33 protein-coding genes and 1 tRNA gene are annotated in these 25,364 nt (G+C 63.3%); 20 read left to right on the top strand and 14 right to left on the bottom strand.

All coding sequences use genetic code 11. The features are described from left to right. Positions 1-43 precede the first annotated feature (43 nt). Both Q0687_RS14380 and Q0687_RS14375 read right to left on the bottom strand, forming a co-directional pair. Positions 44-346, bottom strand: a complete 303-nt coding sequence (locus tag Q0687_RS14380; RefSeq protein WP_298877705.1) for a hypothetical protein — start codon at positions 344-346, stop codon at positions 44-46. Between the two features lie 159 nt (positions 347-505). Then, complete coding sequence (locus tag Q0687_RS14375; RefSeq protein WP_298877703.1) at positions 506-2,017, bottom strand: carboxylesterase family protein; 1,512 nt, start codon at positions 2,015-2,017, stop codon at positions 506-508. Between the two features lie 128 nt (positions 2,018-2,145). Here Q0687_RS14375 and Q0687_RS14370 point away from each other — a divergent pair, with 128 nt between their 5' ends. Both Q0687_RS14370 and Q0687_RS14365 read left to right on the top strand, forming a co-directional pair. Continuing rightward, on the top strand, positions 2,146-2,937 hold the full coding sequence (locus Q0687_RS14370; protein ID WP_298877760.1) for a helix-turn-helix transcriptional regulator: 792 nt from the start codon (positions 2,146-2,148) through the stop codon (positions 2,935-2,937). A gap of 166 nt (positions 2,938-3,103) precedes the next feature. Continuing rightward, positions 3,104-3,400, top strand: a complete 297-nt coding sequence (locus tag Q0687_RS14365; RefSeq protein ID WP_128962535.1) for an HU family DNA-binding protein — start codon at positions 3,104-3,106, stop codon at positions 3,398-3,400. A 161-nt stretch (positions 3,401-3,561) separates the two neighbouring features. Here the strand turns inward: Q0687_RS14365 and Q0687_RS14360 are convergent, their stop codons facing one another. Then, positions 3,562-3,738 carry a hypothetical protein gene (locus Q0687_RS14360; protein ID WP_298877699.1) on the bottom strand — a complete coding sequence of 59 codons (177 nt, stop codon included), beginning with the start codon at positions 3,736-3,738 and terminating at the stop codon, positions 3,562-3,564. A gap of 490 nt (positions 3,739-4,228) precedes the next feature. On the opposite strand from Q0687_RS14360, the gene Q0687_RS14355 reads away from it, so the two are divergent. The 3 genes from Q0687_RS14355 to Q0687_RS14345 all read left to right on the top strand — a co-directional run bounded on the left by Q0687_RS14355 (position 4,229) and on the right by Q0687_RS14345 (position 5,524). After that, complete coding sequence (locus Q0687_RS14355) at positions 4,229-4,369, top strand: hypothetical protein (protein WP_298877697.1); 141 nt, start codon at positions 4,229-4,231, stop codon at positions 4,367-4,369. 456 nt (positions 4,370-4,825) lie between these two features. Continuing rightward, the gene (locus Q0687_RS14350; RefSeq protein WP_298877695.1) at positions 4,826-5,176 is read left to right on the top strand and encodes a GrlR family regulatory protein; all 351 of its coding nucleotides are present in this window, start codon (positions 4,826-4,828) and stop codon (positions 5,174-5,176) included. 150 nt (positions 5,177-5,326) lie between these two features. After that, positions 5,327-5,524, top strand: coding sequence for a hypothetical protein (locus Q0687_RS14345; RefSeq protein ID WP_298877693.1), 198 nt, complete (start codon positions 5,327-5,329; stop codon positions 5,522-5,524). A 14-nt stretch (positions 5,525-5,538) separates the two neighbouring features. On the opposite strand, the gene Q0687_RS14340 is transcribed toward Q0687_RS14345, so the two are convergent. Together Q0687_RS14340 and Q0687_RS14335 are read right to left on the bottom strand one after the other, a co-directional pair. After that, positions 5,539-5,664 (bottom strand): hypothetical protein, encoded by a 126-nt coding sequence (locus Q0687_RS14340; RefSeq protein ID WP_298877691.1) that lies wholly within the window; start codon positions 5,662-5,664, stop codon positions 5,539-5,541. Between the two features lie 77 nt (positions 5,665-5,741). After that, entirely contained in the window at positions 5,742-5,972 is a 231-nt protein-coding gene (locus tag Q0687_RS14335) for a hypothetical protein (protein WP_298877689.1), read from the bottom strand. Positions 5,973-6,253: 281 nt separating this feature from the next. Here Q0687_RS14335 and Q0687_RS14330 point away from each other — a divergent pair, with 281 nt between their 5' ends. Next, entirely contained in the window at positions 6,254-6,538 is a 285-nt protein-coding gene (locus tag Q0687_RS14330; RefSeq protein ID WP_298877687.1) for a hypothetical protein, read from the top strand. A gap of 72 nt (positions 6,539-6,610) precedes the next feature. Here Q0687_RS14330 and Q0687_RS14325 read toward each other — a convergent pair whose 3' ends face one another. Continuing rightward, a complete protein-coding gene (locus tag Q0687_RS14325; RefSeq protein WP_298877684.1) occupies positions 6,611-6,775 on the bottom strand; it encodes a hypothetical protein in 165 nt (54 codons plus the stop codon). 279 nt (positions 6,776-7,054) lie between these two features. Between Q0687_RS14325 and Q0687_RS14320 the strand changes: the two genes are divergently transcribed. The 4 genes from Q0687_RS14320 (at position 7,055) to Q0687_RS14305 (ending at position 9,517) form a co-directional block, all read left to right on the top strand. Beyond that, positions 7,055-7,816, top strand: coding sequence for an NAD-dependent protein deacetylase (locus tag Q0687_RS14320; RefSeq protein ID WP_298877682.1), 762 nt, complete (start codon positions 7,055-7,057; stop codon positions 7,814-7,816). 209 nt (positions 7,817-8,025) lie between these two features. Then, complete coding sequence (locus tag Q0687_RS14315) at positions 8,026-8,658, top strand: cold-shock protein (protein WP_237862583.1); 633 nt, start codon at positions 8,026-8,028, stop codon at positions 8,656-8,658. Between the two features lie 162 nt (positions 8,659-8,820). Then, positions 8,821-9,306, top strand: a complete 486-nt coding sequence (locus tag Q0687_RS14310; RefSeq protein ID WP_298877680.1) for a DUF192 domain-containing protein — start codon at positions 8,821-8,823, stop codon at positions 9,304-9,306. Positions 9,307-9,440: 134 nt separating this feature from the next. Next, a tRNA-Pro gene (locus Q0687_RS14305) sits at positions 9,441-9,517 on the top strand. A gap of 184 nt (positions 9,518-9,701) precedes the next feature. Here the strand turns inward: Q0687_RS14305 and Q0687_RS14300 are convergent. Further along, a complete protein-coding gene (locus tag Q0687_RS14300) occupies positions 9,702-10,049 on the bottom strand; it encodes a hypothetical protein (protein ID WP_298877678.1) in 348 nt (115 codons plus the stop codon). Between the two features lie 177 nt (positions 10,050-10,226). Here Q0687_RS14300 and Q0687_RS14295 point away from each other — a divergent pair, with 177 nt between their 5' ends. Continuing rightward, on the top strand, positions 10,227-10,421 hold the full coding sequence (locus tag Q0687_RS14295; RefSeq protein WP_298877676.1) for a hypothetical protein: 195 nt from the start codon (positions 10,227-10,229) through the stop codon (positions 10,419-10,421). 16 nt (positions 10,422-10,437) lie between these two features. Here the strand turns inward: Q0687_RS14295 and Q0687_RS14290 are convergent, their stop codons facing one another. Together Q0687_RS14290 and Q0687_RS14285 are read right to left on the bottom strand one after the other, a co-directional pair. Beyond that, positions 10,438-10,863: a translational machinery protein gene (locus tag Q0687_RS14290; RefSeq protein ID WP_298877674.1), complete on the bottom strand. Its 426-nt coding sequence runs from the start codon at positions 10,861-10,863 to the stop codon at positions 10,438-10,440. Positions 10,864-11,023: 160 nt separating this feature from the next. After that, positions 11,024-12,202, bottom strand: coding sequence for an OpgC domain-containing protein (locus Q0687_RS14285; protein WP_298877672.1), 1,179 nt, complete (start codon positions 12,200-12,202; stop codon positions 11,024-11,026). 301 nt (positions 12,203-12,503) lie between these two features. On the opposite strand from Q0687_RS14285, the gene Q0687_RS14280 reads away from it, so the two are divergent. Together Q0687_RS14280 and Q0687_RS14275 are read left to right on the top strand one after the other, a co-directional pair. After that, a complete protein-coding gene (locus tag Q0687_RS14280; protein WP_298877670.1) occupies positions 12,504-12,809 on the top strand; it encodes an ETC complex I subunit in 306 nt (101 codons plus the stop codon). 87 nt (positions 12,810-12,896) lie between these two features. Further along, positions 12,897-13,388, top strand: coding sequence for an Lrp/AsnC family transcriptional regulator (locus Q0687_RS14275; protein WP_298877669.1), 492 nt, complete (start codon positions 12,897-12,899; stop codon positions 13,386-13,388). A 13-nt stretch (positions 13,389-13,401) separates the two neighbouring features. Here the strand turns inward: Q0687_RS14275 and Q0687_RS14270 are convergent, their stop codons facing one another. After that, complete coding sequence (locus tag Q0687_RS14270) at positions 13,402-14,430, bottom strand: AraC family transcriptional regulator (protein WP_298877667.1); 1,029 nt, start codon at positions 14,428-14,430, stop codon at positions 13,402-13,404. 124 nt (positions 14,431-14,554) lie between these two features. Between Q0687_RS14270 and Q0687_RS14265 the strand changes: the two genes are divergently transcribed. Genes Q0687_RS14265 through Q0687_RS14250 form a run of 4 tightly spaced genes read left to right on the top strand, consistent with a single transcriptional unit; the run spans position 14,555 to position 20,304 of the window. After that, positions 14,555-15,727, top strand: a complete 1,173-nt coding sequence (locus tag Q0687_RS14265) for an isovaleryl-CoA dehydrogenase (protein ID WP_363323951.1) — start codon at positions 14,555-14,557, stop codon at positions 15,725-15,727. Between the two features lie 39 nt (positions 15,728-15,766). Further along, positions 15,767-17,371, top strand: coding sequence for a carboxyl transferase domain-containing protein (locus Q0687_RS14260; protein ID WP_298877666.1), 1,605 nt, complete (start codon positions 15,767-15,769; stop codon positions 17,369-17,371). A 4-nt stretch (positions 17,372-17,375) separates the two neighbouring features. Further along, a complete protein-coding gene (locus tag Q0687_RS14255) occupies positions 17,376-19,391 on the top strand; it encodes an acetyl/propionyl/methylcrotonyl-CoA carboxylase subunit alpha (RefSeq protein WP_298877664.1) in 2,016 nt (671 codons plus the stop codon). Between the two features lies 1 nt (position 19,392). Continuing rightward, positions 19,393-20,304 (top strand): hydroxymethylglutaryl-CoA lyase, encoded by a 912-nt coding sequence (locus tag Q0687_RS14250; RefSeq protein ID WP_298877663.1) that lies wholly within the window; start codon positions 19,393-19,395, stop codon positions 20,302-20,304. A gap of 136 nt (positions 20,305-20,440) precedes the next feature. On the opposite strand, the gene Q0687_RS14245 is transcribed toward Q0687_RS14250, so the two are convergent. Genes Q0687_RS14245 through dctP form a run of 3 tightly spaced genes read right to left on the bottom strand, consistent with a single transcriptional unit; the run spans position 20,441 to position 23,369 of the window. After that, positions 20,441-21,799: a TRAP transporter large permease gene (locus Q0687_RS14245; protein ID WP_298877661.1), complete on the bottom strand. Its 1,359-nt coding sequence runs from the start codon at positions 21,797-21,799 to the stop codon at positions 20,441-20,443. After that, a complete protein-coding gene (locus tag Q0687_RS14240) occupies positions 21,796-22,350 on the bottom strand; it encodes a TRAP transporter small permease (RefSeq protein ID WP_298877659.1) in 555 nt (184 codons plus the stop codon). Before Q0687_RS14240 ends, Q0687_RS14245 begins: the two co-directional genes overlap by 4 nt. Next, complete coding sequence (dctP, locus tag Q0687_RS14235) at positions 22,347-23,369, bottom strand: TRAP transporter substrate-binding protein DctP (RefSeq protein WP_298877657.1); 1,023 nt, start codon at positions 23,367-23,369, stop codon at positions 22,347-22,349. Before dctP ends, Q0687_RS14240 begins: the two co-directional genes overlap by 4 nt. A 346-nt stretch (positions 23,370-23,715) precedes the next feature. Here dctP and Q0687_RS14230 point away from each other — a divergent pair, with 346 nt between their 5' ends. Beyond that, positions 23,716-23,958, top strand: a complete 243-nt coding sequence (locus Q0687_RS14230) for a pentapeptide MXKDX repeat protein (protein ID WP_128962548.1) — start codon at positions 23,716-23,718, stop codon at positions 23,956-23,958. Between the two features lie 169 nt (positions 23,959-24,127). On the opposite strand, the gene Q0687_RS14225 is transcribed toward Q0687_RS14230, so the two are convergent. Further along, positions 24,128-24,475, bottom strand: coding sequence for a DUF6481 family protein (locus Q0687_RS14225; RefSeq protein ID WP_298877653.1), 348 nt, complete (start codon positions 24,473-24,475; stop codon positions 24,128-24,130). A gap of 258 nt (positions 24,476-24,733) precedes the next feature. On the opposite strand from Q0687_RS14225, the gene Q0687_RS14220 reads away from it, so the two are divergent. Further along, positions 24,734-24,970, top strand: coding sequence for a hypothetical protein (locus tag Q0687_RS14220; protein ID WP_298877651.1), 237 nt, complete (start codon positions 24,734-24,736; stop codon positions 24,968-24,970). A gap of 75 nt (positions 24,971-25,045) precedes the next feature. After that, positions 25,046-25,270, top strand: a complete 225-nt coding sequence (locus Q0687_RS14215; RefSeq protein WP_298877649.1) for a hypothetical protein — start codon at positions 25,046-25,048, stop codon at positions 25,268-25,270. Positions 25,271-25,364: the final 94 nt, after the last annotated feature.

Raw genomic sequence — 25,364 nt, 5'->3', positions numbered from 1 at the left:
GACCGTCGCAAGGACGATCGCTCACTGTTGCGGTGCTTGCAGTTTACGCTGCGATCCGCTGTTCTGCCGGCAACGTCAGATATTTCAGCACTTCGGCATGCTCGATATCAGGCACCGCGATTGCCGTGTGGCTGTAGCTCGCATGCGTGCGCGACTTCGCTATGCCATCCAGGATCTCTTTGCCCTTGATGACGTGAAGGCCCATGCCGTCTCCGGACGGGAAGATCGCCAGCACCACGTCGTAGGCCCTGATGACTGACCTGAGCGCCTCGGCCTTGTCTTCGGCGACATCGACAAATACGCGGACATCGGCTGCGAGTTCACGCAGCTCGTCAAAATTCAGCACTGTTCGGGTACTCCAACGCAACAAGACTGCCTAGAGAGTGGATGCGTTGGGTTACCAGAGTCTGAACAACATCCATCAAGATGAAAGTTTCACGCTGAGGTGACGCCTGGTGTGGAAAACTCCGCCGGCGGTGAATGAGCGGCGCGCTCGTTCGAAGCTTCAGTCGCGCCAGCGCATTGGAAGCACGCCGTCCTGCCTGAAGCTGCCGAGGAAGGCGAACCGGTCGGCCTGCGGATTGGGGCGGGCCTCGATCGTCGTGCCGAGAACCTGCACGATGCCTCTCTCATCATGGGACGGCCAGGGCGGCAGGCCTGATGCGTTCGGGTTCCCTGATGTCGCGAAATTCACCCAATAGCTCATGATGACCTCGGCCAGCGCTCGATCCGTTGCATCGGGCGGCGTGGTGCTGCCGATGATCCGCTGCGGCGTCAGCGTGCCAAACACGAAGGGGATCTCGGTCACGTGCGAGGCGATCGGCGTGTAGGGCGAGGTGTAGGCGAAATGATAGGCGTAGACCGGCGCGCACGTGCTGGTCCTGTGCAGCCGCAGCCATTGCCAGCACTGCTCGCCGATCACCATGTCGCCGTTGAGTGCGGCGGTCGATGTCCTGGCCTCTGCGTCCGTGCCGGCCGGATAAAGCTTTTGGAAATCCGCCATCCGGTCCTCGCCGAATATCTCTGCCGCCGCGGCGCGAAAGGCTTGCGCCGACCGAGCGGGCAGGGCGAGCGGCATGAAGGGAAATTCTTCCGCGCCGTTCCATCCTGCGAGCAGCGGGATGTGCATCTGCTCGCCGCGCAGGAAGCGTCGCGCCGGCACATCAGGCACCACGTAACGGTCGATGCTCGGCGAGAACGCCTGCGTGACGTGATCGCGCGCAAGGCTCCACGGCGCGGCCTCGTTCAACTGCTCGGCCGGCATCGTGCGCAACGTTGCGATCGATCCGCCGGCGTGCTCACGGACGAAAGCTGTGCCGCGCGCACGGGCTTCGTCAAAGCCTTGCAGCGGCCCGTGCCTTCCATCCCAGAACGCGCCGCTCTGGCCGATCGCCTTGTGGAACAGCCCGCGCGCGAGCGGCGAGGCCATCAGCATGCCGACAGCCATCGCGCCGGCGGATTCACCGAACAAGGTGACGTTGCCAGGGTCGCCGCCAAACGCGGCGATGTTGGCTTTGACCCAGCGCAGCGCCGCGAGCTGATCCTGCAGCCCGAAATTGCCTGATGGCGCCTGCGTATCGAGGTCGGGATGGGCGAGGAAGCCGAACAGTCCGAGCCGATAATTGAAGCTGACGACGACGACGCCCTTCGCGGCCAGCAAGCTTCCGTCGGTGGCGGGATTGGCCGAGGAGCCGAATTGAAAACCGCCGCCGTGGATCCACACCATCACGGGCCGCTTGGCGTCGGGCTCCGTCGCCGCGGTCCACACATTGAGCGTGAGGCAGTCTTCGCTGCGCGGTCCCGGCCGCGGGTCATGCTCGAGCGAGGAGAGCGCCCCCTCGCCAAAGGTGACCGCATCGCGCACACCCGTCCACGGTTTTGGAGCTTGCGGCGCGCGCCAGCGCAGCGGCCCGACCGGAGGTGCCGCGTATGGGATACCCTTGAAGGCGAGCACGCCGTTGCCATCCCGCGCCGCGCCGCGCACCTGACCGGCCTGCGTGCGAACGGTTCGGCCCATCCGGGCTCCAGACATGATCGAGCCATGCACGGCCGCATCTCCTTGCGTTGAGTTGAGGCGAGATCTATCGACTTTGCCGATGGATGAATTTATGCATAATCGCAATCGATCGCTAAATTCAGTCAATGATCCGGCAAAAGCTTCGATATCCCTGGTTCGACCTCGATGTGGACGACCGCGCCGCACCTGTTATCGCCGTGCGCGTCGACGCCGACGGGACCAAGCACGAGGTGCCCGAGCACAGGCATCGCAAGGGACAGCTGGTGGTGTCGCTCGGCGGCGGCGTCACCTGCCGCGTTCCAAGCGGGCTGTGGATGGTGCCGCCACATTGCGCGGTCTGGATTCCGAGCCGCATGCCGCACAGCAATCGCGCCACCGCGAACGCGATTCTGTTCTTCGTCTATATCGAGACGGAGCTGGTCGATCTGCCGGAGCGCTGCTGCACCATTTCGATCTCGCCCTTGTTGCGCGAATTGATCGTCGAGCTATCCGATGGCGCGCAGCATGACGAGGCGAGGCGGGAGCACCTGATCGCCGTGCTGCTTGGCGAGCTGCCGCGCATGCCCGTGCAGCAACTGCATCTGCCGCTCACCAGCGAGCCGCGGTTGAAGCGCATTGCCGAAAGCCTGGCGGACAATCCAGCGGACCGTCGCACGCTGGCGCAATGGGCCGATCACGTTGCGCTCAGCGAGAGCAGCCTTGCGCGCCTCGTTGCGAAGGAAACGGGGCTTACGTTCGGACGCTGGCGTCAGCAGCTGCATCTCATCGTCGCGATCCGCGAGCTCGCCGCGGGTGCAAGCGTGCAACAGGTCTCGGCCGATCTCGGCTATGAATCGGTCACCGCCTTCATCACGATGTTCAAGAAGGCGCTTGGCAAGCCGCCGGCGAAATATCTCAGCAGTGTTGCCCGGGAGACTTGACGGAACTCCCGCAGAACTGCTGCTTGCGTTTTGGCCCTCAATGGGCTCTAAGCCCGGCTGCTTCGTGGCCATCAGGCGCGAACAGACGCGGCGCGCGTAGTTTTGCCGCCTCCGGCACAAAGCTACATCGCAGCTCGCGCGCACCCCATTCAGAGGAAATCCAGACATGCCGAAGATGACCAAGACTCAATTGATCGATGCGATTGCCGAGGGCACGCAGCTTGCGAAGAACGACGTCAAGTCGGTCATCGAGTATATGGCGACGGTCGGCTACAAGGAGCTCAACGAGTCCGGCGAGTTCGTTATTCCCGGTTTCGTGAAGATGTCGGTCGTCAACAAGCCGGCGACCGAGGCCCGCATGGGCGTCAATCCCTTCACCAAGGAGCCGATGCAGTTTGCTGCAAAGCCGGCGAGCAAGTCGGTCAAGGCCTCGCCGCTGAAGGTGGCCAAGGACGCCGTCTGATCCGCGTATCGCGCGGCGTCTGCGTGGCCCGAGCGCAGCGCCGACGAGCGATACGATGACGGCAAAAAGGGGAAAACCCCGCTTGGGGGGAGCGGGGTTTTCTGATGGGGGTGAAGCCTGGGGGAAGCTTCATCAATTAGACGCGCCAGCGCTGAAAAAGTTCATCGCGCCACGACGAGATCGTGCCAGGCGATGACGATCGCGAACATGGCTGCGGTCATCACGATGATCCACAGGAAGCGCCGGCCGCTTTCGCCAGGCATGCTTTGCGGCTTGCCGCAACAGGGGCACACCGCAAGCCCGATCGGGATTTCCTTCTCGCAGAACTCGCAATTCATTGCTCAAGCGCCATTGCCGGCTTGCCAAAAAGAAAAACCCCGCGCGGGGGCTACGGGGTTCTTCCAAGCTGCCGGTCGCGTCGCACAACCGACAGCACCACTGATTTCGATCTGACAATGCAGAATGCACGGCGTTCGTTCCCGCGCGTCCGTCAATCTTTGCAGCACGCCATTCCCCAAGCGACGCAAAAGAAAAACCCCGCGCTTGCGCACGGGGCTCTCTTGCTGACGGCGTTGGGATTTCAGCGCCTGACCGTCAGCCATCCGCCTAACTTAAGGTTGAAAATTCAAAAAGCAACAGCGCCGCGGTGACGGAATATGTTCGTCCATCGCGGCGCTGCCATATGACACTGGGCGCTGAAATCCCCAGCTTCCATAAGTCTTGGGCGCGCCGAAAAGGTTCAACGCGACACGCGCAGGAAATTTCGCTGACAGGCTGGACTTTTTGTTCCTATTTTGTTCTAGTGAGTCTCAGCTCGGGAGATGCCTCATGACCGTTGAAAAGCAGCGCGAAGTGATCCGGCTCTGGAACCAGCTCAGGAAGGTCGAAGGCCCGGCGGCAGAGGAAATCCGCATCCAGATCCTGGAATGCTTTGCGGAGAAGGGCAGCGCCAGGCGCGCGGCGGCTTGAGCACTCGCGCTTTGAGGCGATGACGCTCGCATGTGACGGCGCGTCGCTTCATCGCTCGTTAGGAAATGCGTCCCACCGATTTGCTCGCTTCCGATTCGTTCTTTGAGAATGAAATAGAGTCGGATGCAGAACAGGTCGGGTGTGTGCAAGCGTCGGTGCGATGTCTGTGCCAAAACGAGTCAGCGGGGGCGCCTTGCATCGGCGTGTCGTCGTTGCGATCCGCCGCGATCAAGGTCCACGATCGTGTGGGATCAGCTGCCTGCGGCGGTATGTCGCTCGTTAGTATGCAAATGATTTGTTAAGACCTGCTCCATGCTGATTTCGCCGATTCCGATTCGTTCTCTTGAGAACAAAACGCAGGCGAAGCTGGAACAAAGCCGGGCAGCGGGCGGCACGTCCGTGTCTCGACGCTCTCCATGGGCCGCGCTATCGTTCGTTCGGACCGCGGGCGCATCCATGAAGAACGGGCTCTACTCTATCCACATCCGCATGCTCGACGGCGTGAAGGGCCGCGACAGCGGCGTGTTGATCTTGCGCGATGGCGTGCTGCTCGGTGGCGGACCTTACTTCTGGTCACGCGGGTCCTACACGTCAGGCAATGGCACCTGGAAGGGCGAGCTTGCCACCAACCAGCATTCCCCGTTTGCCGATCCGCTTGTCAGGCCGCTGTTCGCTGGTACCGAGGCGACCAGCGGATTTTCGGGGACGTTCACCGAGGAGGGGGCTGAGGTGTACGGCACCGTGCTGGTCGGCGGCCATCGCAGCCTCGGCTTCAGCGCAACGCTGAAGTGGCTTGCCGACGCCTGAGGCGTCGACCGGGCCTCCTAACGAAAGCTTGCCGCCATCGCGATAACCCTATTCGGTTAGGTTAAAAGCCCAATCGCGTTGCGCCGCCTGCGCGTTGGGATAGGTGTGTGGCAAAGACAACAACAAATCCGAATTGCCAAGAACCTATTCATGACCCCATTTTTACAACCGCCATTTTATCAGGGCGACCGCCAGACCTATCGCCGCGTTGCCGTCGTCGGCGCGCTGTTCTGTCTCGCCTTCGTGGTGATCAGCGTTTCGCTGCGGCCGCAGGACGAGGGCTCGCGCGTTGCGGCCAAGGCCGACCGGCTGGTGCGTACTGCGGGTCACGTGCCGCAGGCCGACTGATCGCCACAAACGACCTAGCGTTTGCCTGGGCAGGTCTCGTCCTCGGCGGAACCGTGCGAGCACGCGGCGCCGCTGGTTGCGAGCGCCACGAAGCCGACATAGCCGGACAGGTTGAGCAAGACTTCGAGCCAGACGGGCATGATGAGCCTCCATCTCTCGCGGGAAGACGATTTCAACCCGCGCGCGAAGCGCATGTTCCCAGCCGAATAAACGCCGCTCAAAGCGGCGAGGTGGGATCGAGCCGCCGGCCGAGGGTCGCAACCGACTCCGCCGACGGCGATGATTTGAGGAACTCGGCGATGGCGCGGGCGAGCTCGCCATCGCTCATCGTCGTCCGCGGCGGGCGGAGTGCGCCAACGCCGAAGTTCCGAACGATCTCGTCGTAATGCTCGGGTTTGGTGCTGGGAACGAGCCTGCGGATGCGGGCGAGCAAAGCGGATATCGGCAATCTTGTCTCCTCGGCCTCCCGCCCCGTTGGCAGCCTTTGCTGTCTGCTGCCATTTTTGTCCGCGAAATTGAAAACCCCGCCAGCACCGCGGAGATGCTGACGGGGTCTTCATGCTCTTGCCCCACCCGGATGGCGGAGGCATTCGCATGTACGGCATCAATTCGTCGCCGGTTCAATCGTTCCCTGCGGGGTGGGATTTATTTCTGCGCGCTGCGGTTCCACCCGCGGCGAACCATCGCACGCCGCCTGCGTTGTCTCAGCGACATGTGAAGGAGGAGATCATGAGGAAGACACTCGCAGTTCTGGCCACCGTTGTCGCCGTCGGCGCAACCGCGCTCGCTGCGCCGGCGCCTGCCGAGGCACGCGGTATCGGCCCGGGCCTGGCGTTCGGTCTCGCCGCTGGTGCGATCACCGCGGGCGCCGTCGCCGCGTCCCATCCGTACGGCTATGGCTATTATGGTCCGGGCTACGGCTATTATGGCGGCCCGGCCTATTACGGGCCCGGCCCGTACGCCTATTATGGTGGGCCGTACTATCGGCACCGGCACTACTACCGTCACTGGTAACGGCTGAAGAATCGAAAAAGCCCGGAGCGATGCTCCGGGCTTTTTTCGTTCGCGGCATCGTTTGCGATGCGGTCACGGCCAGAGCGAGGGCCGTTCCACCTTGCGCGCGTTCTCGAGCGTCGAGACGAAATATTCTTCGCGCTCGCGTTTGAATTTTTCCTGCGTGGCACGGAAGGCGGCGACGCGGGCGGCGATCTCTTCGCGTTCTAGGATTTTGCGTTGTTCGTCTTCGGTCATGTCAAATCCCCACTACACCTGAGTCTATGTGCACTGCTGAACTCAAGCACTGCCGCCGCAATCACGTTGAGTCGCGTCAACACATGCATTGGCGCTTCTGATTGGGGCGTCAATGGGGACGAGGCATTGCAGGATTGTGATAAGAGACGGTCGGAAAAAATTGCCGCCCTTTGTCGTCAACGACTTGAATGGTTCTTGCGCGGCGGTGGATAAGAGCGTCAACAATCTTGCCGCTTGCGCGCGGTGCAGCTAGCGCGAAAATGAATGGGGAGGCGGCGCGTGATTGCAAAGGACCTTCAGAGCGGCGTCGAACGGCTCGGCGACATGATCGCGAGCGCCGACATCATCGTGCCGTTCACCGGTGCCGGCATTTCGACCGAATGCGGCATCCCGGATTTCCGCTCGCCGGGCGGAATTTGGACCCGCAACCGTCCGATCCCGTTCGACGAGTTCGTCGCGAGCCAAGAGGCGCGCGATGAATCCTGGCGCCGGCGTTTTGCGATGGAGGAGGTGTTCGCCGCAGCAAGGCCCGGCCGCGGTCATCGTGCGCTGGCCGCGCTGCATCGCGCCGGCAAGATCCCCGCGGTGATCACCCAGAACATCGACAATCTGCACCAGGCCTCCGGCTTTGCCGCCGATCGCGTGATTGAACTTCACGGCAACACCACTTACGCGCGCTGCATCGGGTGCGGGCAGGTCTACCAGCTCGACTGGGTGAAACGCCGCTTCGACCAGGACGGGGCCGCGCCTGACTGCACTGGGTGCGACGAGCCGGTAAAAACCGCGACGATCTCATTCGGTCAGGCGATGCCCGAGGAGGAAATGCAACGCGCTACCGAACTGTCGCAGGCCTGCGATCTGTTCATCGCGATCGGTTCCTCGCTTGTGGTATGGCCGGCGGCGGGCTTTCCTATGATGGCGAAGAGATCAGGTGCACGTTTGGTGATCATCAATCGCGAGCCGACCGAGCAGGACGCAATCGCCGACCTCGTCATCCGCCACGACATCGGCGAAACGCTTGGACCCTTTGTCGGCAATTGAGGCGTTAGTTTGATTCGCGGCTGTGCAAGCTGTTCATAGGTTCCGGCGAATCTCTTTTTTGACTATGCCTCGCAACCGGGAGTGTTATCTTTTGATTCGAAAGATTCGCGTCGCGTCGCGTCGCGTCGAAGTGAGAAGACTCTCTTAAGACGCGTAATTCGAGCACCGCCAATGTGGCGGGTTGCATGGCAGTTGTGGGGTCCGGGGTTATGGGGTCGTCGGACGGATTTGAGTCCAAGAAGCTGGGAGTTCCCGCGTCGGGCGAGCACGGCGCCGGTCGCGACAATGCGCTCAGTCCCTTTACCGGGCTAGGTGAGGGGAGCGCCAACCTCGTCGAGGTCCATGGCGTCATCAAATGGTTCGACGCCTCAAAGGGCTACGGCTTCATCGTCCCGGATAATGGCTGGCCCGACGTCCTCCTGCACGTTACCGTGCTTAGGCGCGACGGCTTCCAGACTGCCTACGAAGGCGCCCGCATCGTCGTCGAGTGCATCCAGCGCGCCAAGGGCTACCAGGCGTTCCGCGTCGTCTCGATGGACGAGTCGACCGCGATCCATCCTGCGCAGATGCTGCCGCCGCGCACCCACGTCACCGTCACCGCGACCAGCGGGCTCGAGCGGGCCCAGGTCAAATGGTTCAACCGGCTGCGCGGCTTCGGCTTCCTGACCTGCGGCGAGGGGACCCCCGATATCTTCGTCCACATGGAGACGTTGCGCCGTTTCGGCATGACCGAGCTGCGACCGGGCCAGTATGTGCTGGTCCGCTTTGGGCCCGGCTCCAAGGGCATGATGGCCGCCGAGATCCACCCCGAAACCGGTTCGCCGGGCCTGCAGTCGCACTAGCGGCTTCAAATTTCCGTATTCGTCAGCAGAAGCGCGCAGGGTGGCCTTGCGCGCTTCTGGCTTTTGGGACGGTGGCCGCGTAAGGATGTCGCAGTCCCACACCGCCGGGCCAGTCATTGTGGTCCTGAGTTTCCTGCCGAATTTCCCGCCGAGTTTTCCGCCATGATCTCTGATCGAAAAGCCGCCCGGTCCGTTGCCCGGGGCTTTCTTGCCGCCGCCCTCGTCATTGTCGGCTTTGCCATCGCCGGCTCGCCGCTGCGCGCCGCCAGTTTCCAGCCGCTCGAAATCGTCACCAAGAACGGCGTGCAGGTATTCTCGGTCGAGATGGCGACCACGGACGAGGAGAAGCAAACAGGGCTGATGTACCGCAAGGAATTGGCTGACGGCAAAGGTATGCTGTTCGACTTCAATCCCGAGCAGGAAGTGTCGATGTGGATGAAGAACACCTACGTCTCGCTCGACATGATCTTCATCCGTTCCGATGGCCGCATCCTGCGCATCGCCGAAAACACCGAGCCGCTCTCGACCAAGATCATCTCGTCGAAGGGGCCCGCCCGGGCCGTCCTCGAGGTGGTGGCGGGAACAGCCCAGAAATATGGCATTCGCCCCGGCGACCACGTCGGGCACCCCCTGTTCGGCAGCAAATAGGTCCGGTAGGCGATTGCGGCCCGGGGGATCCTATCGGCGGCTTTGCTTGCCGCCGGTGGTTTGCTGCCTGCCGGCGGCTTGGAAAGCTTGATGGCCCTCCTGGAAGCGTGTATCGACGGGGCTCGCCGGACATTCGGGGTATAGCGCAGCCTGGTAGCGCGGCAGTTTTGGGTACTGCAGGTCGTTGGTTCGAATCCAGCTGCCCCGACCAGTCCCGACGTTGAATGTTCTGTTTCCCTGATTTTGACGCGGCATCCTTACCCGGCTCCATCACCGTCGCTTGCGCGGCTCCTGCAACGAATTTGGCAAGTTGACGGATGCCGTTGCCAAAGCTTCATCGAACCTTTGGGCGTCGCCATAGACATATCGGTGTTGGGGATTTCAGCGCCCAATACCTAACGGACGCCGCCAAGCGATAATACTCCGCTTGCGCGGCGTTGCGTTTTCGAGGGCTTCAGCCCGAGGCGTACCAGCCTGCCGGAAACGGGATGAGTGGCCAGACCGGATGATTGTCGTTCGCAGCCTTCGGCGATTGATCCTGGGGCTGTCTGCCGACCGGTGTCGGAGGCGGCGAAATCATCGCCAGGCGCAAATATCCACATTGCAAATTCATGATGATCGACCTGCGCAGTCAGTCGCTTGAAAAAAGTCAGCCTGAAATCAGCCTCGGCGCGCTCTTCGGAAACGGCGCATTCATTCTCAAATCGCGCATGCATCTTAGGAAAGATGGGCACGCGTTTCAACCGGCAACGCTGACGTCCGTCGACCGGTAAGGTTGATCGGTTAGGTTAAGCGCGGACCGTCGTTGCGGCCGTTTTGACTGATGGTATCAACCAGTCCTGGCCCGCGACGACGCCCCAGAAGCTGCTCACACGAGATCACATTCGTCGCGGCGTTTCGTTTCGCGCGAGTTGTCCGTCATGGCTTTCGATCTCACCACGAAAACACCCCGCCAACGTCCGAACTGGACCGAGATCTGGCATCTCTGGACCGTCATCGTGCCGCGCCGCTCAATCAATGGGCAGCTCGTCTACGGCAAGGTCTGGCGTCGTCACGATGGCCGCGACTGGATCTACAAGAAATTCACCGAGTACGACGGCGAGGCGGCGGCCTGAAACGGCGGCGCTTCGCTTAGCCGGTGTGTCTTTCGCCCGCGGCGGCGCCGGGGGTCTGCACGCGCGGGAGCGGCAATTTGAAGTGACGCTTGGCGTAAGCGACGATCTCGTTGTCGGTGGGATGATCGGCTGCTTCCACCGCGACGATCCGCTTGGCAAGATCCGGCGCATGGGCGCGAATGTGGCTCGCGAGCTCGGTCTTCGCGTTCGCCGGGCCGATGATGAGGATTTCTCCGGCGTCGGCGAGGGCCTGGGTCACCTCGGCGAGGAAGGACTTGTCGGGCGCGGCGTGGCCGCTGCCGATCGTGTTGGCCTTGTGATGAAGATGCCGCGTTGCCAGCTGCGGATGCAGCGTGATTTCGTCGGCGCCGCTCAGGCCAAGATGGAAGATCCGGGCCTGCGAATGATCAATCCAGACCACGGCGTGAAAATGAGAGGGCATGTGCTTGGGCCTTGTCCGAGAGGAGACCGCCGACATCGGTTGCGACGGCGCGTGTCGTAATAACACTAGGCCGACCGGCCTCGCTCCAGGTTGACCCAGGTCAATCCGATCCCTGACGGAACTCGAACGCTCGCTTGTAAGCAAGCGGGCGTTCGGCGGCTCAGGCGGCCTTTGCCGCCGGGGGGGCTGCGGACTTCGCCGGCGGCGGCTTCAGCGGCTTGTCCTGCCGCTTCGACCACGAGATGTAATAGGCGACCGTTGTCATGATCGCGATGCCGGCGATGGAGACGAACAGCTGCGCAAACAGCGAGCCCGAGCTCATCGACAGCTCGAAATGGCCGACGAAGGACAGGAACACACCGACGCAGAACACGGCGAGCGATTGCTGGCCGCACACGATCACGGGATCGAAGACCTTCCACTCCAGGCCCGGCCAGTCCTTCGGCACGAAGCGGATCACCAGGATCACGATCACGACGAAATGGATGAAGCGGTAGGGCGCAAGATTGGTCTTGTCATTCGGATTGAAGGCCGAGAACAGCCACTCCGGGAACATGGCGCCGAGCGCCGGGAAGCGGCCGGCCATGGTCATGACCAACGCAAAGGCAAGATAGCCGAGGCAGAGCCACAACGTGATCGACGAATTGATCAGCCAGCCCGAGCGCCGTGCGCCGCCCATCGCGCACCAGGCGCCGAACACGAACAGCACCTGCCAGCAATAGGGGTTGAAGTACCACTGGCCGGCCGGATAGGCATTCAGGTTCAGGCTGAAGTGACGCGCGGTCAGCCACAGGATGATGGACAGCACCATCGTCAGATCGGGCTTGCGCAGCATGAACCACAGCACCGGCGGAAACAGGCCCATCAGCACGATATAGAGCGGCAGCACGTCGAGATTGAGCGGCTTGAAGCGCAGGAACAGGCCTTGTCGCAGGGTCTCGGTGGCGTTGTCGACGAGGCCGGCGACGTTGAACTCGTTGATCATCTCCGAATCGCCGAAGCGCAGCGCCAGATAGCTGATCGAGGCGATGTAGATCACGAACAGGATGATGTGGGCGACATAGAGCTGCCAGACCCGCTTGGTGAGGCGGGTGGCGCCGACGATGAAGCCGCGCTCCAGCATCATGCGGGCATAGACGAAGGAGGCCGTGTAGCCGGAGATGAAGACGAACAGGTCGGCGGCGTCCGAGAAGCCGTAATTGCGCGTCGTGATCCAGTTCACGACGTTGTCGGGGATATGGTCGAGGAAGATCGCCCAGTTGGCGATGCCGCGAAACAGGTCGAGCCTGAGGTCACGGCCCTTGTCGGGGAGCGTGGCGTTGATGTTCAGGAAGGCCATGCGACGGAAGCTCTCGAAGGGGGCAGATACGCTGAATTCGGCGAGGCGGATGTTGTCAAGGCTTGTATTGGCAAGGCTTGTTTTAGAAAGGCTTGGCCGCCGGGCGGGATTCCCGGGCGGAGGGCGGGTACGCAATTGTCACAGTGCAGCATAATGACTATACCCGTCGGTGAGAGACCCGGGGAGGGCCGGAATCACCGATCAGTTCCGAAAGGTGTCTCTATACTATGCCCGCCCTTTCCACCAATCACTACCGTGACGCACTAAAATCGAACGAAAAGACGAAGAGGCCGGACCGCCAATGACCGCACGCATTTTCAAGCCCGCCAAGAACGCGATGCAATCCGGCCGGTCCAAGACCAAGGAATGGCAGCTCGATTACGAGCCGGAGCAGCCCCGTTCGGTCGAGCCGCTGATGGGCTGGACATCGTCCGGCGACATGAAGCAGCAGATCACGCTGCGCTTCGACACCAAGGACGAGGCGGTCGCCTATTGCGAGCGCAAGGGCATCGCCTACCAGGTGATCGAGCCCAAGGAATCGCTGCACCGCCAGGTCGCCTACGCGGATAATTTCGCCTTCCGCCGCGGCGAACCCTGGACGCATTGAGGGGCGCTTCCCGTCAACCGGCCCTTGGCATCAAAATCGGCCCGTGCTTCGCTGGCCCTGATGACGGGACCATGATGGGGTTGGGGGATGGCCGGGCGTGCGCAGCTCGACGGCGTCGATCTGAAGATACTCTCCGAATTGCAGCAGGACGGGCGCGTCCGTAACAACGAGCTGGCGCTGCGCGTCGGCGTGTCCGCGCCGAATTGCCTGCGGCGGCTCAAATCACTGTTCAGCCGTGGCGTGATCCGTGCCGTTCGTGCCGTCATCGACGAGCGGTTGCTCGGCTACGAGGTGGTGTCGTTCGTCTCGATCCAGCTGAGCAGCCAGGCTCAGCCGGTGCTCGAGGCGTTCGAGGACTCGATCTCAGCGATCCCGCGAATCCAGCAGTGCTGGCGCATTTCGGGCGACACCGACTATCTCCTGAAATGCGTGGCGCCGAGCGTCGAGAGCATGCGCCAGCAACTGCTGCATTTCGCCGCCATGCCCAACGTGAAGAACGTGCGCAGCTTTCCGGTGCTGGGTGTGGCGAAGGACGTGCCGCTGCCGGTGCCGGAGATCGCGGTCGTATCGACAGGATAGGGGCCGCGCGCCCTCAACGATATCGCCCGCGGAATTCGCGCGGGCTGGCGCCGGTCCAGCTGCGAAAGGCGCGCGAAAAACTCTTTTCGTTGCGGAAGCCCGCAATCTCCGCGATCCGCTTGATCGGCGTGCGGCCGCGCATCAGCTCCTGCTTGGCGAGTTCGAGCTTTGCCTCTTCCTTGAGGTCGCGCAGCGATGTGGCTTCCTCGCGCAGGCGACGATGCATGGTGCGGGTGGAGAGCGCGAGCTCGCTGGCGACGTCTTCCGCGCCGAGAATACGTCCACGCGCCTCGCGCAGCACGCGGCGGACGCGCTCGACCAGCAAGCGATCGCGGCGATAGGGTAGTACGGTGAGGCGCAGTGCGCCCTTGAGCATGCTGTCGAGGTCGGTGGGGCTGCGGGTCAGGGGCAGCGAGAGATAATGCTTGTCGAAGACGATGCGTGCCGCCTCCGCTTCGAAGCGGATGTGCTTGCAGAAGATGGTCGGATAGACCGAGACGTGGGCGGGCTCGGAGAAGGGAAATTCCGCGGCGCGCAGCGCGATCGCGGAATCCACCGCCCAGCAGGAGAAGCCGAGCACATAGCGGAGCAGGGTGACGAGGCAGAACTCGCGTAAGCTGCCGAGATCGCGCTGCTCGCGTAGCGAGATGGTCGCGGTCTCGCCGCTGACCGCCAGCTCGAACAGCACGTCCTCGGTCAGCAGGCGATGATGACGGCACCAGCGCTTCAGTGCGACCTCGAGATTGGGCGCGGTGATCGAAGCGCGGCACAGCATGCCGTAGGTGCCCCACGGCAGGCGGCGCGAGAACCAGCCGAGCGCTTCATCGTCGAGCTCGCGCATGGCGTGGCCGGCCAGCGCCTCGAACTGCGCTGCCGTCACGCGCCCGTCGGCGGATCTCACCAGATCAGGGAGGACCTGCCCCTTACCCAGCGCCTCTGCTGGATCCCCTCCATAGCGGGCATAGGCCGCGACCACGCCGCGGACGAAGGCGGCGGGGGTCATGGCGCGGCGGGGCGTCGCGGTTGCGGCCTGAAACGGCATTGGAAGTCCTTTGGAAAATCCTCGCCAAACTTGGCGGAAAATGCAACCTTTTCGACCGCCAGAACGCCTAGGCGGGGGTAGGTTCGGATCGACAAAGAACTTTGCAAGAAGACGGAGGATCGCCTTGAACATCCCGAGCATCGACTTCGATCTGGGCGAAGACATCAGCATGCTGCGCGACACGCTGCGGGCCTTCGTTGAGGCGGAGATCGCCCCGCGCGCCGCCGAGATCGAGAAGGCCAATCTGTTCCCCGCGGACCTGTGGAAGCGCCTCGGCGACCTCGGCCTGCTCGGCATGACCGCGCCGGAGCAATATGGCGGCTCGAACATGGGCTATCTCGCCCATGTCGTCGCCATGGAGGAGATTTCGCGCGGCTCTGCGGCCGTGGGTCTGTCCTACGGGGCGCATTCCAACCTTTGCGTCAATCAGATCCGCCGCAACGGCAATAACGCACAGCGCCAACGCTATCTGCCGAAGCTGATATCAGGCGAATATGTCGGCGCACTCGCAATGTCAGAGCCGGGCGCCGGCTCGGACGTGGTCTCGATGAAGCTGCGCGCCGACAAGCGCGGCAATCGCTATGTGCTGAACGGCTCGAAGATGTGGATCACCAATGGCGGCGATGCCGACGTGCTGGTCGTCTATGCCAAGACCGATCCGGAGGCGGGCCCGCGCGGCATGACGGCCTTCCTGATCGAGAAGGGGTTCAAAGGCTTCACCCACGGCCAGCATCTCGACAAGCTCGGCATGCGCGGCTCCAACACCTATCCGCTGTTCTTCGACGAGTGCGAGGTGCCCGAGGAGAACGTGATGGGCAAGGTGGGCGAGGGCGTCAAGGTGCTGATGTCAGGCCTCGACTATGAGCGCGCCGTGCTGTCGGGCGGACCGCTCGGCATCATGGCGGCCTGCATGGACGCGGTGGTGCCCTACATGCACGAGCGCAAGCAGTTCGGCCAGCCGATCGGCGATTTCCAGCTGATGCAGGGCAAGCTCGCCGACATGTATTCGACCTGGCAGGCGACGCGCGCCTATGTCTACGCCGTCGGCAAGGCCTGCGACCGCGCCGATCATGCGCGCAGCTTACGCAAGGATGCTGCTGCTGCCATCCTCTATTCCGCGGAGAAGGCGACGTGGATGGCGGGCGAGGCAATCCAGGCGCTCGGTGGCGTCGGCTACACCTCCGAGTTTCCGGTCGGCCGGCTCTGGCGCGATGCCAAGCTCTACGAGATCGGTGCGGGGACCTCCGAAGTCCGCCGCATGCTGATCGGCCGTGAGCTGATGTCCGAAACCGCCTAAGCTCTCCACGCAACGACATCATCAGAAACGCGGGACCACATGCCGCTCCATTCCAGCATCGATCCATCGTCATCCGATTTCGCGCGCAACGCGGACGCCATGCGCGCGCTCGTCGCGGACTTGCGTGAAAAACTAAGCCAAGTGGCCGGCGGCGGCGGCGAGGCCTCGCGCAATCGCCACACCTCACGCGGCAAGATGCTGGCCCGCGAGCGGGTCGACCTGCTGGTCGATCCCGGCACGTCGTTCCTGGAGCTGTCGCCGCTCGCGGCCCACGGCCTCTACGGCGGCGACGTGCATTCGGCGAGTATCGTCACGGGCGTCGGGCGTATTTCGGGCCGCGAATGCGTCATCGTCGCCAATGACGCCACCATCAAGGGTGGCACCTACTATCCGATGACCGTGAAGAAGCATCTGCGCGCGCAGGATATCGCACGGCAAAACAATTTGCCTTGCGTCTACATGGTCGATTCCGGCGGCGCCTTCCTGCCGCTGCAGGACGAGATCTTTCCGGACGAGCGGCATTTCGGCCGCATCTTCTACAATCAGGCGCAGATGTCGTCGCAAGGCATCCCGCAGATCGCGATCGTGATGGGCTCCTGCACCGCTGGCGGCGCTTATGTGCCGGCGATGTCGGACGAGAGCATTATCGTGCGCAATCAAGGCACCATCTTCCTCGGCGGCCCGCCGCTGGTGAAGGCGGCGACCGGCGAGGTCGTCAGCGCGGAAGAGCTTGGCGGCGCCGACGTGCATTCGCGGCAGTCGGGCGTGACCGACCACTACGCCCAGAACGATGCCCATGCCATCGGCATTGCGCGGCGTATCGTCGGCACGCTGAAGCCATCGGCGCGACCGAACCTCAACATGCATCCGCCACGTGATCCGCTGTTCGCGGCGGAGGAGATTTATGGCGTGGTGCCGGTCGACGGCCGCAAGCCCTTCGACGTGCGCGACATCATCGCCCGCGTCGTGGATGGCTCCGAGTTCGACGAGTTCAAGAAGCTCTACGGCACGACGCTGGTGTGCGGCTTCGCCCATATCTGGGGTTTTCCCGTCGGCATCATCGCCAACAACGGCATTCTGTTCAGCGAGAGCTCGCTGAAGGGGGCGCATTTCATCGAGCTGTGCTGCCAGCGCGGCATTCCGCTGGTGTTCTTGCAGAACATTACCGGGTTCATGGTCGGCAAGAAATACGAGGCCGGTGGCATCGCGCGCGACGGTGCCAAGCTGGTGACGGCGGTTGCGACGGCGTCCGTGCCGAAATTCACCGTCGTGATCGGCGGCTCCTACGGCGCCGGCAATTATGGCATGTGCGGCCGCGCCTATTCGCCGCGCTTCCTCTGGATGTGGCCGAACGCGCGCATCTCGGTGATGGGCGGCGAGCAGGCCTCCATGGTGCTGAGCCAGGTCCGCCGCGATAACATCGAGGCGAAGGGCGACAGCTGGTCGAAGGAGGAGGAAGACAAGTTCCGCAAGCCGATCCGCGATCAATATGAGAGCCAGGGGCATCCTTATTACGCCACCGCACGCCTCTGGGACGATGGTGTGATCGACCCCGCCGACACCCGGCTCGTGCTCGGCCTCGGCCTCTCGGCGTCGTCGAATGCGCCGATCGAGCCAACGAAATTCGGCCTGTTCAGGATGTGATGCGATGGACTCTACCAAGCTCTACCGGCGTTTTCGCACACTCCTGATCGCCAATCGCGGTGAGATCGCCTGCCGCGTCATCCGCACGGCGCGCGCCATGGGCCTGCGCACCGTAGCTGTTTATTCCGAGGCCGATCGCGACGCCATGCATGTCGCGCTCGCGGACGAAGCCGTGTTGCTCGGACCTGCGCGCGCACGCGACAGCTATCTCAATGTCGAGCGGCTGATCGAGGCCACCAAGAAGACCGGCGCAGAGGCCGTGCATCCCGGCTACGGCTTCCTGTCCGAGAATGCCGAATTCGCGCAGGCCTGTTACGGTGCCGGCCTCGTCTTCGTCGGCCCGACCGCCGAGATGATGAATGCGATGGGCTCGAAGTCAGGCTCGAAGGCGCTGATGGAAAAGGCGGGCGTGCCGCTGGTCCCTGGTTATCACGGCGATGCCCAGGACGATGCGACGCTGGCGAAGGCGGCCGAGAAGGTCGGCTTCCCGATCCTGGTGAAGGCCTCGGCCGGAGGCGGCGGCCGCGGCATGCGGATCGTGCGCTCGGCCGCCGAGCTTGCGCCCGCGATCGTCAGCGCCAAGCGCGAGGCCAAGGCGGCATTCGGCGACGACCGTATGCTGATCGAGAAATACGTCGACAATCCCCGGCATATCGAGGTGCAGATCATCGGCGACAGCCACGGCAATCTGCTGTCCCTGTTCGAGCGCGAGTGCACCTTGCAGCGCCGACATCAGAAGGTGATTGAGGAAGCGCCGTCGCCGACCCTGAATGCCGCTCAGCGCGAGGCGGTCTGTGCCGCTGCGCGCAAGGCAGCCGGCGCGGTGAATTACGTCGGCGCCGGCACGATCGAATTCGTCTCCGACGGCAAGGACGTGTTCTTCATCGAGATGAACACGCGTCTCCAGGTTGAGCATCCCGTGACCGAGCTTATCACGGGCGTCGACCTCGTCGAATGGCAGCTGCGCGTCGCCTTCGGCGAGGCACTGCCGCTGAAGCAGGACGAGATCAAGCTCAACGGCTACGCCATCGAGGCGCGCGTCTATGCCGAGAACCCGACCAGGAATTTCATGCCCTCGGTCGGCAGGATCTCGACCTGGCGGCTGCCTGCGGAGACCGGCGGTCTGCGCATCGATGCCGGGTATCGCGAAGGCGATACTGTCTCGCCCTATTACGATGCGATGCTCGCAAAAATGATCGCATGGGCGCCGACGCGGGACGTGGCAATCGACCGGCTGAACCGCGGCCTGGAAGACACCGACGTCCGCGGCATCGTCACCAACATCCCGTTCCTGTCGGCGCTGATCACGCATCCGAAGGTGCGGGCGAATGCGATCGACACCGGTTTCATCGAGCGCGAGCTGGCGGTTCTCACCTCGGCCTCGCCGGCGCCCGGAGAACTCGAGCTCTGCGCCGCGGTGGCCGCGATCGTCAATGATGAGCGGGGGGCTGCGCAAAGCGAGACGAAATCGGCTTTGAATTCTCCCTGGCAGACCTTTGGTTGGCAGCCTGTGGGCCGGCGCCAGCGCAACTTTGCCTTCCGCGTCGGCCATGGGCCGGAGCAGAAGATCGCGCTAAACTACGGCAGTGGGCCATCGACATGTGTCATCGGCGAACGTGAGCTGACGTTTGCGATCGCGCCGAGGGACGGCGGCTTCGACCTGACGCTGGATGGCGTCAAATCGTCGGTCGCCGCCGTCATCGACGGCCATGAGCTCTATTTGCGAACGCGCAACGGCCGCTTCGATCTGCACTGGGTCGATCCGTTCGGCGGCGAGACCGAGGAGCAGACAGGCGCGGACAAGATCGCGGCGCCCTTGCCGGGCACGGTCGTCGCCGTGCTGGCCGAGGAAGGTGCAAAACTCGAAAAAGGCGCGCCGATCCTCACGCTTGAAGTGATGAAAATGGAGCAGACTCTGCGGGCGCCCTATGCCGGCGTGCTGAAGTCGATCAGGTGCAAGGTCGGCGACATCGTGCAGGAAGGCATCGAGCTCGCCGTGGTCGAGGCTTCGGGAGAGTGACATGAGCGATCCCGTCCGGATCATCGAGATGGGGCCGCGCGACGGGCTCCAGAACGAGAAGACGCCTGTCAGCGTCGAGGCCCGTATCGCCTTCATCGAGGCGCTGGTCGGAGCCGGTCTTCATACCGTCGAGGTCGGCGCTTTCGTCTCGCCCAAGGCGATCCCGCAAATGGCAAGCTCCGATGCCGTGCTGCGCGGCGTCAGCCACATCAAGGGCGCCCAATTCCACGTGCTGGTGCCGAACGAGAAGGGCTATGACGCCGCGCGCGCTGCCGGCGCCAAGGTCGTCTCAGTGTTCGCCGCGGCATCCGAAGGATTTTCACGGGCCAACATCAACTGCACGGTCGCGGAGTCCATCGAACGGTTCGAGCCGGTGCTGGCGCGCGCCAAAGCCGACGGCGTGAAGGTCCGCGGCTATATCTCCTGCGTGCTCGGCTGTCCGTTTGATGGCGAGATCAAGCCGAAGGCGGTTGCCGATCTTGCCGGCACGCTGTGGGATCTCGGCTGCTACGAGATCTCGCTCGGCGATACCATCGGCGTGGGTACGCCTGCCAAAGCCAAGGAGATGCTGCGTGCGGTGGCGGCGAATATTCCCGCGGCACAGCTCGCGATGCATTTCCACGACACCTATGGGCAGGCGCTGGCCAATCTCTATGCCGGCCTTGAGGAGGGCATCCGCGTCATCGACGCCGCTGCCGGCGGGCTCGGTGGCTGCCCCTATGCGCCGGGGGCGACGGGCAACGTCGCGACGGAGGACGTCGTCTACATGCTCGAGGGCATGGACGTGAAGACTGGCGTGGACATGGAGAAGCTGCTCGCGGCGACGAACGCGATGAGCGTCGTGCTCGGCAAGCCGCCGGTGAGCCGGGTGGCAACGGCGCTGAATGCGAAGAGGAAGCGGGCCAGTTCGTAGCGCTTCGTGGGGTGGGCTAGCCGAAGGCGTAACCCACCATTGTTCGCCTCAGCGGAGACAGAAGCGGTAGGTTACGCCCTGCGCCCGCGCTGTGCGCAGCCACAGGTCTAACCCACCTACGGCACCTGTGATTGCCTCACCTGCTCCCGTCCGGCCCCATCACCAAATCCGGCAGCCAGGTCGAGATCTCCGGCACCAGGCACAGCAGCAGCACCGCACCCATCATCAGGAGCACAAACGGCAGGGTGCCCCAGATCACTTCGCTCAGCGAAATGTCAGGCGCGACGTTGCGGATGACGAAGATGTTGAGGCCGACTGGGGGATGGATCAGTCCCATCTCCATCACGATGGTCATGACCACGCCGAACCAGATGATGTCGAAATTGGCGGCGCGCAAGGGCGGCAGGATGATCGGCGCGGTCATCAGGATGATCGAGACCGGCGGCAGGAAGAAGCCGAGCACGACGACCATGACGAGAATGGACAGCAAGAGCCCCCAGCGCGGCAGATGCATCGCGACGACGGACTCGGCCGCTGATTGCGAGATGTGCAGATAGCTCATCACGTAGGAATAGAGCAGCGACATGCCGATGATCATCATCAGCATGGTCGATTCCCGGACGGTCGATTTCATGATGGGGCCGAGATCCTCTGGCCGCCACACGCCGTAGATCGCTGCGATCAGGCCGAGCGCCAGAAGTCCGCCGAGGCCTGCGGTCTCCGACGGCGTGGCGTAACCGCCATAGAGCGCCGCCATGACGCCGGTGAGCAGCAGCACGAACGGAATCACGCGCGGCAGCACGCTGAAGCGTTCGGCGAGCGTGTACTCGTCGCGGGCGAGGATCGCAGACTCCGGGCCGCCGTTCTTGTAGGCCGCTTCGGCCGCGGCATATTCCCGGCGGAAGCGGAACACGGCGTAGAATCCGAACAGCGAGACCAGCAGCAATCCAGGACCGATGCCGGCGAGGAACAGTCGCCCCAGCGATTTTTCGGCGGCGACCGCAAACAGGATCATGGTGATCGAGGGCGGCAGCAGGATGCCGAGCGTGCCACCGGCGGCGATGATTCCGGCGGCAGAGCCGCCGGAATAGCCGCGCTTGCGCATCTCGGGGATACCGGCCGAGCCGATGGCCGAGCAGGTTGCGGGCGAGGAGCCCGCCATCGCGGCAAACAGCGCGCAGGCAAACACGTTGGCAACGCCGAGCCCGCCGGGCACGCGGTGCAGCCAGGCATGCAGGGCCGAATAGAGATCCTGGCCGGCGCGCGATTTGCCGATCGCCGCGCCTTTCAGGATAAACAGCGGGATCGACAGCAGCGTGATTGAGGCCATTTCCTCGTAGACGTTCTGCGTCACCGTATCGAGCGAGGCCGAGGGCATGTAGATGCCCATGAACACGACCGCGACCGCGCCGAGCGCGAACGCGATCGGCATGCCCGAAAACATCACGAGCAGCGTTGCAACGCCATAAGCGAGACCGATCCCGAAAACGCTCATGGTCGCCTGGCTCCCGCGAAAGGCAGCGCCAGCTGCACGAGGACCTGGATGCAGAGCAGGCTCATGCCGAGCGCCATCAGGGAATAGGGAATGGCGAGGGGCGGCGACCACATCGAGTTCGAGACCTGACCGTCGACATAGGCCTCATTGGCCAGCGTCCACGACTTCCAGGTGAAAAATGCGCAGAACAGGAACGTGGCTGCATCGACGATCCACAGCCGGATCCTGTTTGCCAGCGGCGAGAGCAGGCCGACGAAGGCCTCGATGCCGATATGGCCGCGGTTCTGCTGCACGTAGGCTGATGTCATGAAGGTCGCGCCGACCAGCAGGAATACGGCCGCCTCGTCCTGCCAGTAGTTTGCGGCCTTGAACAAGGCACGGCTGAGCACGCTGTAGCTCAGGATGGCGCAGGCCGCGACCAGCGCCAGCGCTGCGAACACCACGATGATGCGGTTCAGGATGACGAGGCCGCGATCAAGCGCTGCCGCAAGGCCGGTCCTTGCGACAGCATATGCCCGATCGTCACGATCCGGCAGAGGGCCGTGACTCATGCAGCGACGTCGGAGGCGAGCTTGAGCAGGTTGGCGGCGGTCGCCGTTTTGGCACCATAATCCTTCCACGCGGTGTCACGGGCGATGTCGCGCCACTTGCCGACGGTGGCGGCATCGAGCGCCGAGACCTTTGCGCCGGCCTTCTCGTAGACCTTGGCGACCTCGACGTCATCGTCCTGCGCGCCCTTGCGGCCGAAGGCTTCGAGCTCTTCGCCCACGGCGACCAGGATGTCCTGCTGGTTCTTCGGCAGCTTGTCGAAGATCGCCTTCGACATCATCAACGGCTCCAGCATGAACCAGTAGGAGGCACCCGCGCCCGAGGTCAGCGACTTCGCGACCTCTTCGAGACGGAACGAGATCAGACTGGTGGAGGAGGTGATGCCGGCATCGCAGGCGCCGGTCTGCATCGCCGCGTAGATTTCGTTCGAGGGTACCGACAGAACCGAGGCGCCGGCGGTCTGCAGCACCATATCCATTTCGCGCGAGCCGCCGCGCACCTTCAGCCCCTTGGCGTCTTCGGGGGCGACGATGGCTTTGGAGCGGCTGGCGACGCCGCCGGCCTGCCAGACCCAGGTCAGCAGGATAATGCCCTTGTCGGCGAGGAAGTCGGTGAGCGCCTTTCCGACCGGTTCCTTCTTCCAGCGCATACCCTGGTCGTAGGTGGTGACTAGGCCGGGCATCAGGCCGATATTGGTCTCGGGCAGCTCGCCGCCGGCATAGGGCATCGGATAGAGCGAGATATCGAGCGCGCCCTTGCGCATCGCGGAGAACTGCGCGTTGGTCTTGATCAGCGAGGAGTTCGGATAGATCTCGGCGGCGATGTCGCCATTGCTGCGCTTGGCGACCTCGGCTGCGAACATGCGGCAGAGCCGGTCGCGGAAATCGCCCTTGTCGATGGTGCCGCCGGGGAATTGGTGCGAGATCTTCAGCGTGGTCGCGGCGTGCGCGGTGCCGATACCGAAGCGCAAGATGGCGGGGGCTGCGACGGCAGTCGCGAGCAGGTGACGACGCGTGAACATGTGTATCCCCTTGGACAGTTTCTTTGAACGGTTCTTCTGTAACGTGATCTGGGCGGGTCTTGAGACCGGCGCGGAGGCCCATCCTAGCCGGTCTTTCACCCGCGCTTCTCTCATCTGATAGTTCGAGATCGAAGGCGGCGGCAAGCATTCGTCTTGCTGCGCTGCACTCGCCGAACCCTCGCGTTTCGGTCGTTAACGCTTTTGGCCAAGGAGCGATCGCGCCAGCGCCCTGCGGCTTACGCAAAAAAGTTCGCAACGTCGCGTAACAAGCAGGCGTGTCGATCCGTCGAGATTGAGTAGCGGCACCTGTCGCATACACAACACCATCTCGAAGGGAATATTTCTCATGACCATTCGCACCCGCATCGTGCTCGGCGTCTCGGCTGCCGCTCTCTCACTTGGCCTGGCGCTGTCGCCGGCCGCCTTTGCCCAGGACAAGATGGGCAAGGACGACGGCATGATGAAAAAGGACACGATGTCCAAGGACGGCATGAAGAAGGATCACATGTCCAAGGACGACGGCATGAAGAAGGACACGATGTCGAAGGATGGCATGAAGAAAGACGATGGGATGATGAAGAAGAACTGATCTCCCGCCGTCATGCCGGCCGCCTCGAACGAGGCGAGCCCGGCATGCGCTGCATCCGTCTTGCCGATCCACGGCCCGTCGTCGCGGCGTTCGCGGCTGGTCCGGCATGATTTGACCTGAAGCGCATGCGCTCCAAGCGCCCGGGCTCCAGGTCAAATTTTGTTGAAGCTTACTTCCGCTTGGCCTTGCGGGCGGCGTAGCGGGCGTCGCGCTTGGCCTTTTGCTCGGCTTCGAGCTCGGCCTGCCTGGCAACGGCTTCTTCCGCTTCGCGGGCGATCCGGGCGGCCTCGGCGGCCTTGGTTTCTTCGTCGAGGCGCTTCTTCTCGGCTTTTTCGGCCTCGCGCGCAGCCTTCCCCTCAGCACGCTTTGCCGCAAGAGCCTCGCGCTCGGCACGCTTCGCCGCGACAGCGGGATCATCAGGCCCGGGCTGCTGCTTGAATTTGTTCAGAAGATTCTTGCGCGCTTCCTGCGCCGCCTTCTGCCGGTCTGTGAAGCCTGGTTCCCTAAATCCACTCACGGGCCTTGCCTTCCTCGCTTTCAATCCTACATCGGAGACTGTTGGTACGTCGGCTGGGCACAAGCAGGCGCAACGCGACGCAGAAGCGTGTACATCGCCACGCGCCGCGAAGCCACCCATAATCGCAGCCGATCAGGTCAACGAAATCGCTGAACCAGCCGATCCATCGTAGCCCGGAAAAACTGCCGAATTGTGATGTCCCTCATAAGGACACCCAGCGGCGGCGCCTAGCGTCGCCATACGAGACGGAGCACGGGCATGATTTTTTTCCGGCGGAGCCTGAAGGCCCTTGCAATCGTGGTCGCCGCAGTGGCGGTCGCAGGCGTGGTGCTGTTGGCCGCGCGTCCGCAGCCCATCGAGAGCACCGTCCTGGGAGCCGCCTGGGAGTGCACCCAAACCGCGTTCATTCTGACGAGCTGCGCGCCGCGCGCGCAACAGGCGATCCCGGCGGTCGAGACCTTGCGCAAGGAAGCGGCGAGGCAGACCAAGGGGTGAGCGGCGAAGGCCGCGCGGGGATGTGACGCGACGTCGCAGAGGTGGTAAACGGCCTCACCGAGCGACAAGGTCTCCATGTCCGAAGCCGATACCAAGCCTGACCCGGCAGAAACACCTAAAGCTCCGCCAAAACCCCAATCCGGCGACAGCCGTCGCGGCGCGATCGCGGGGCTGATCATTGCTGCCGTGCTCCTCGCGGTCGGCCTGTGGCTTGCCCGGGACCTTACCGCTGCCAGCAAGATGCAGGAATGCGTGATGTCGGGGCGACGCAATTGCAACGTGATCGAGCCGGCGCGCTAAGCCAGGCTCGCGTCCCGCCCGGACGAAAATTTGCCGCGATCTTAAACATTTGTAACGGGACAGACCGGCCTTGGCAGGCCAGTTATGTCAGCCG

It is taken from the genome of uncultured Bradyrhizobium sp., assembly GCF_936928535.1.
Lineage (GTDB): Bacteria > Pseudomonadota > Alphaproteobacteria > Rhizobiales > Xanthobacteraceae > Bradyrhizobium.
Note: the sequence above shows the minus strand (reverse complement) of the source record. Positions and strands in the feature narration are given on the sequence as shown.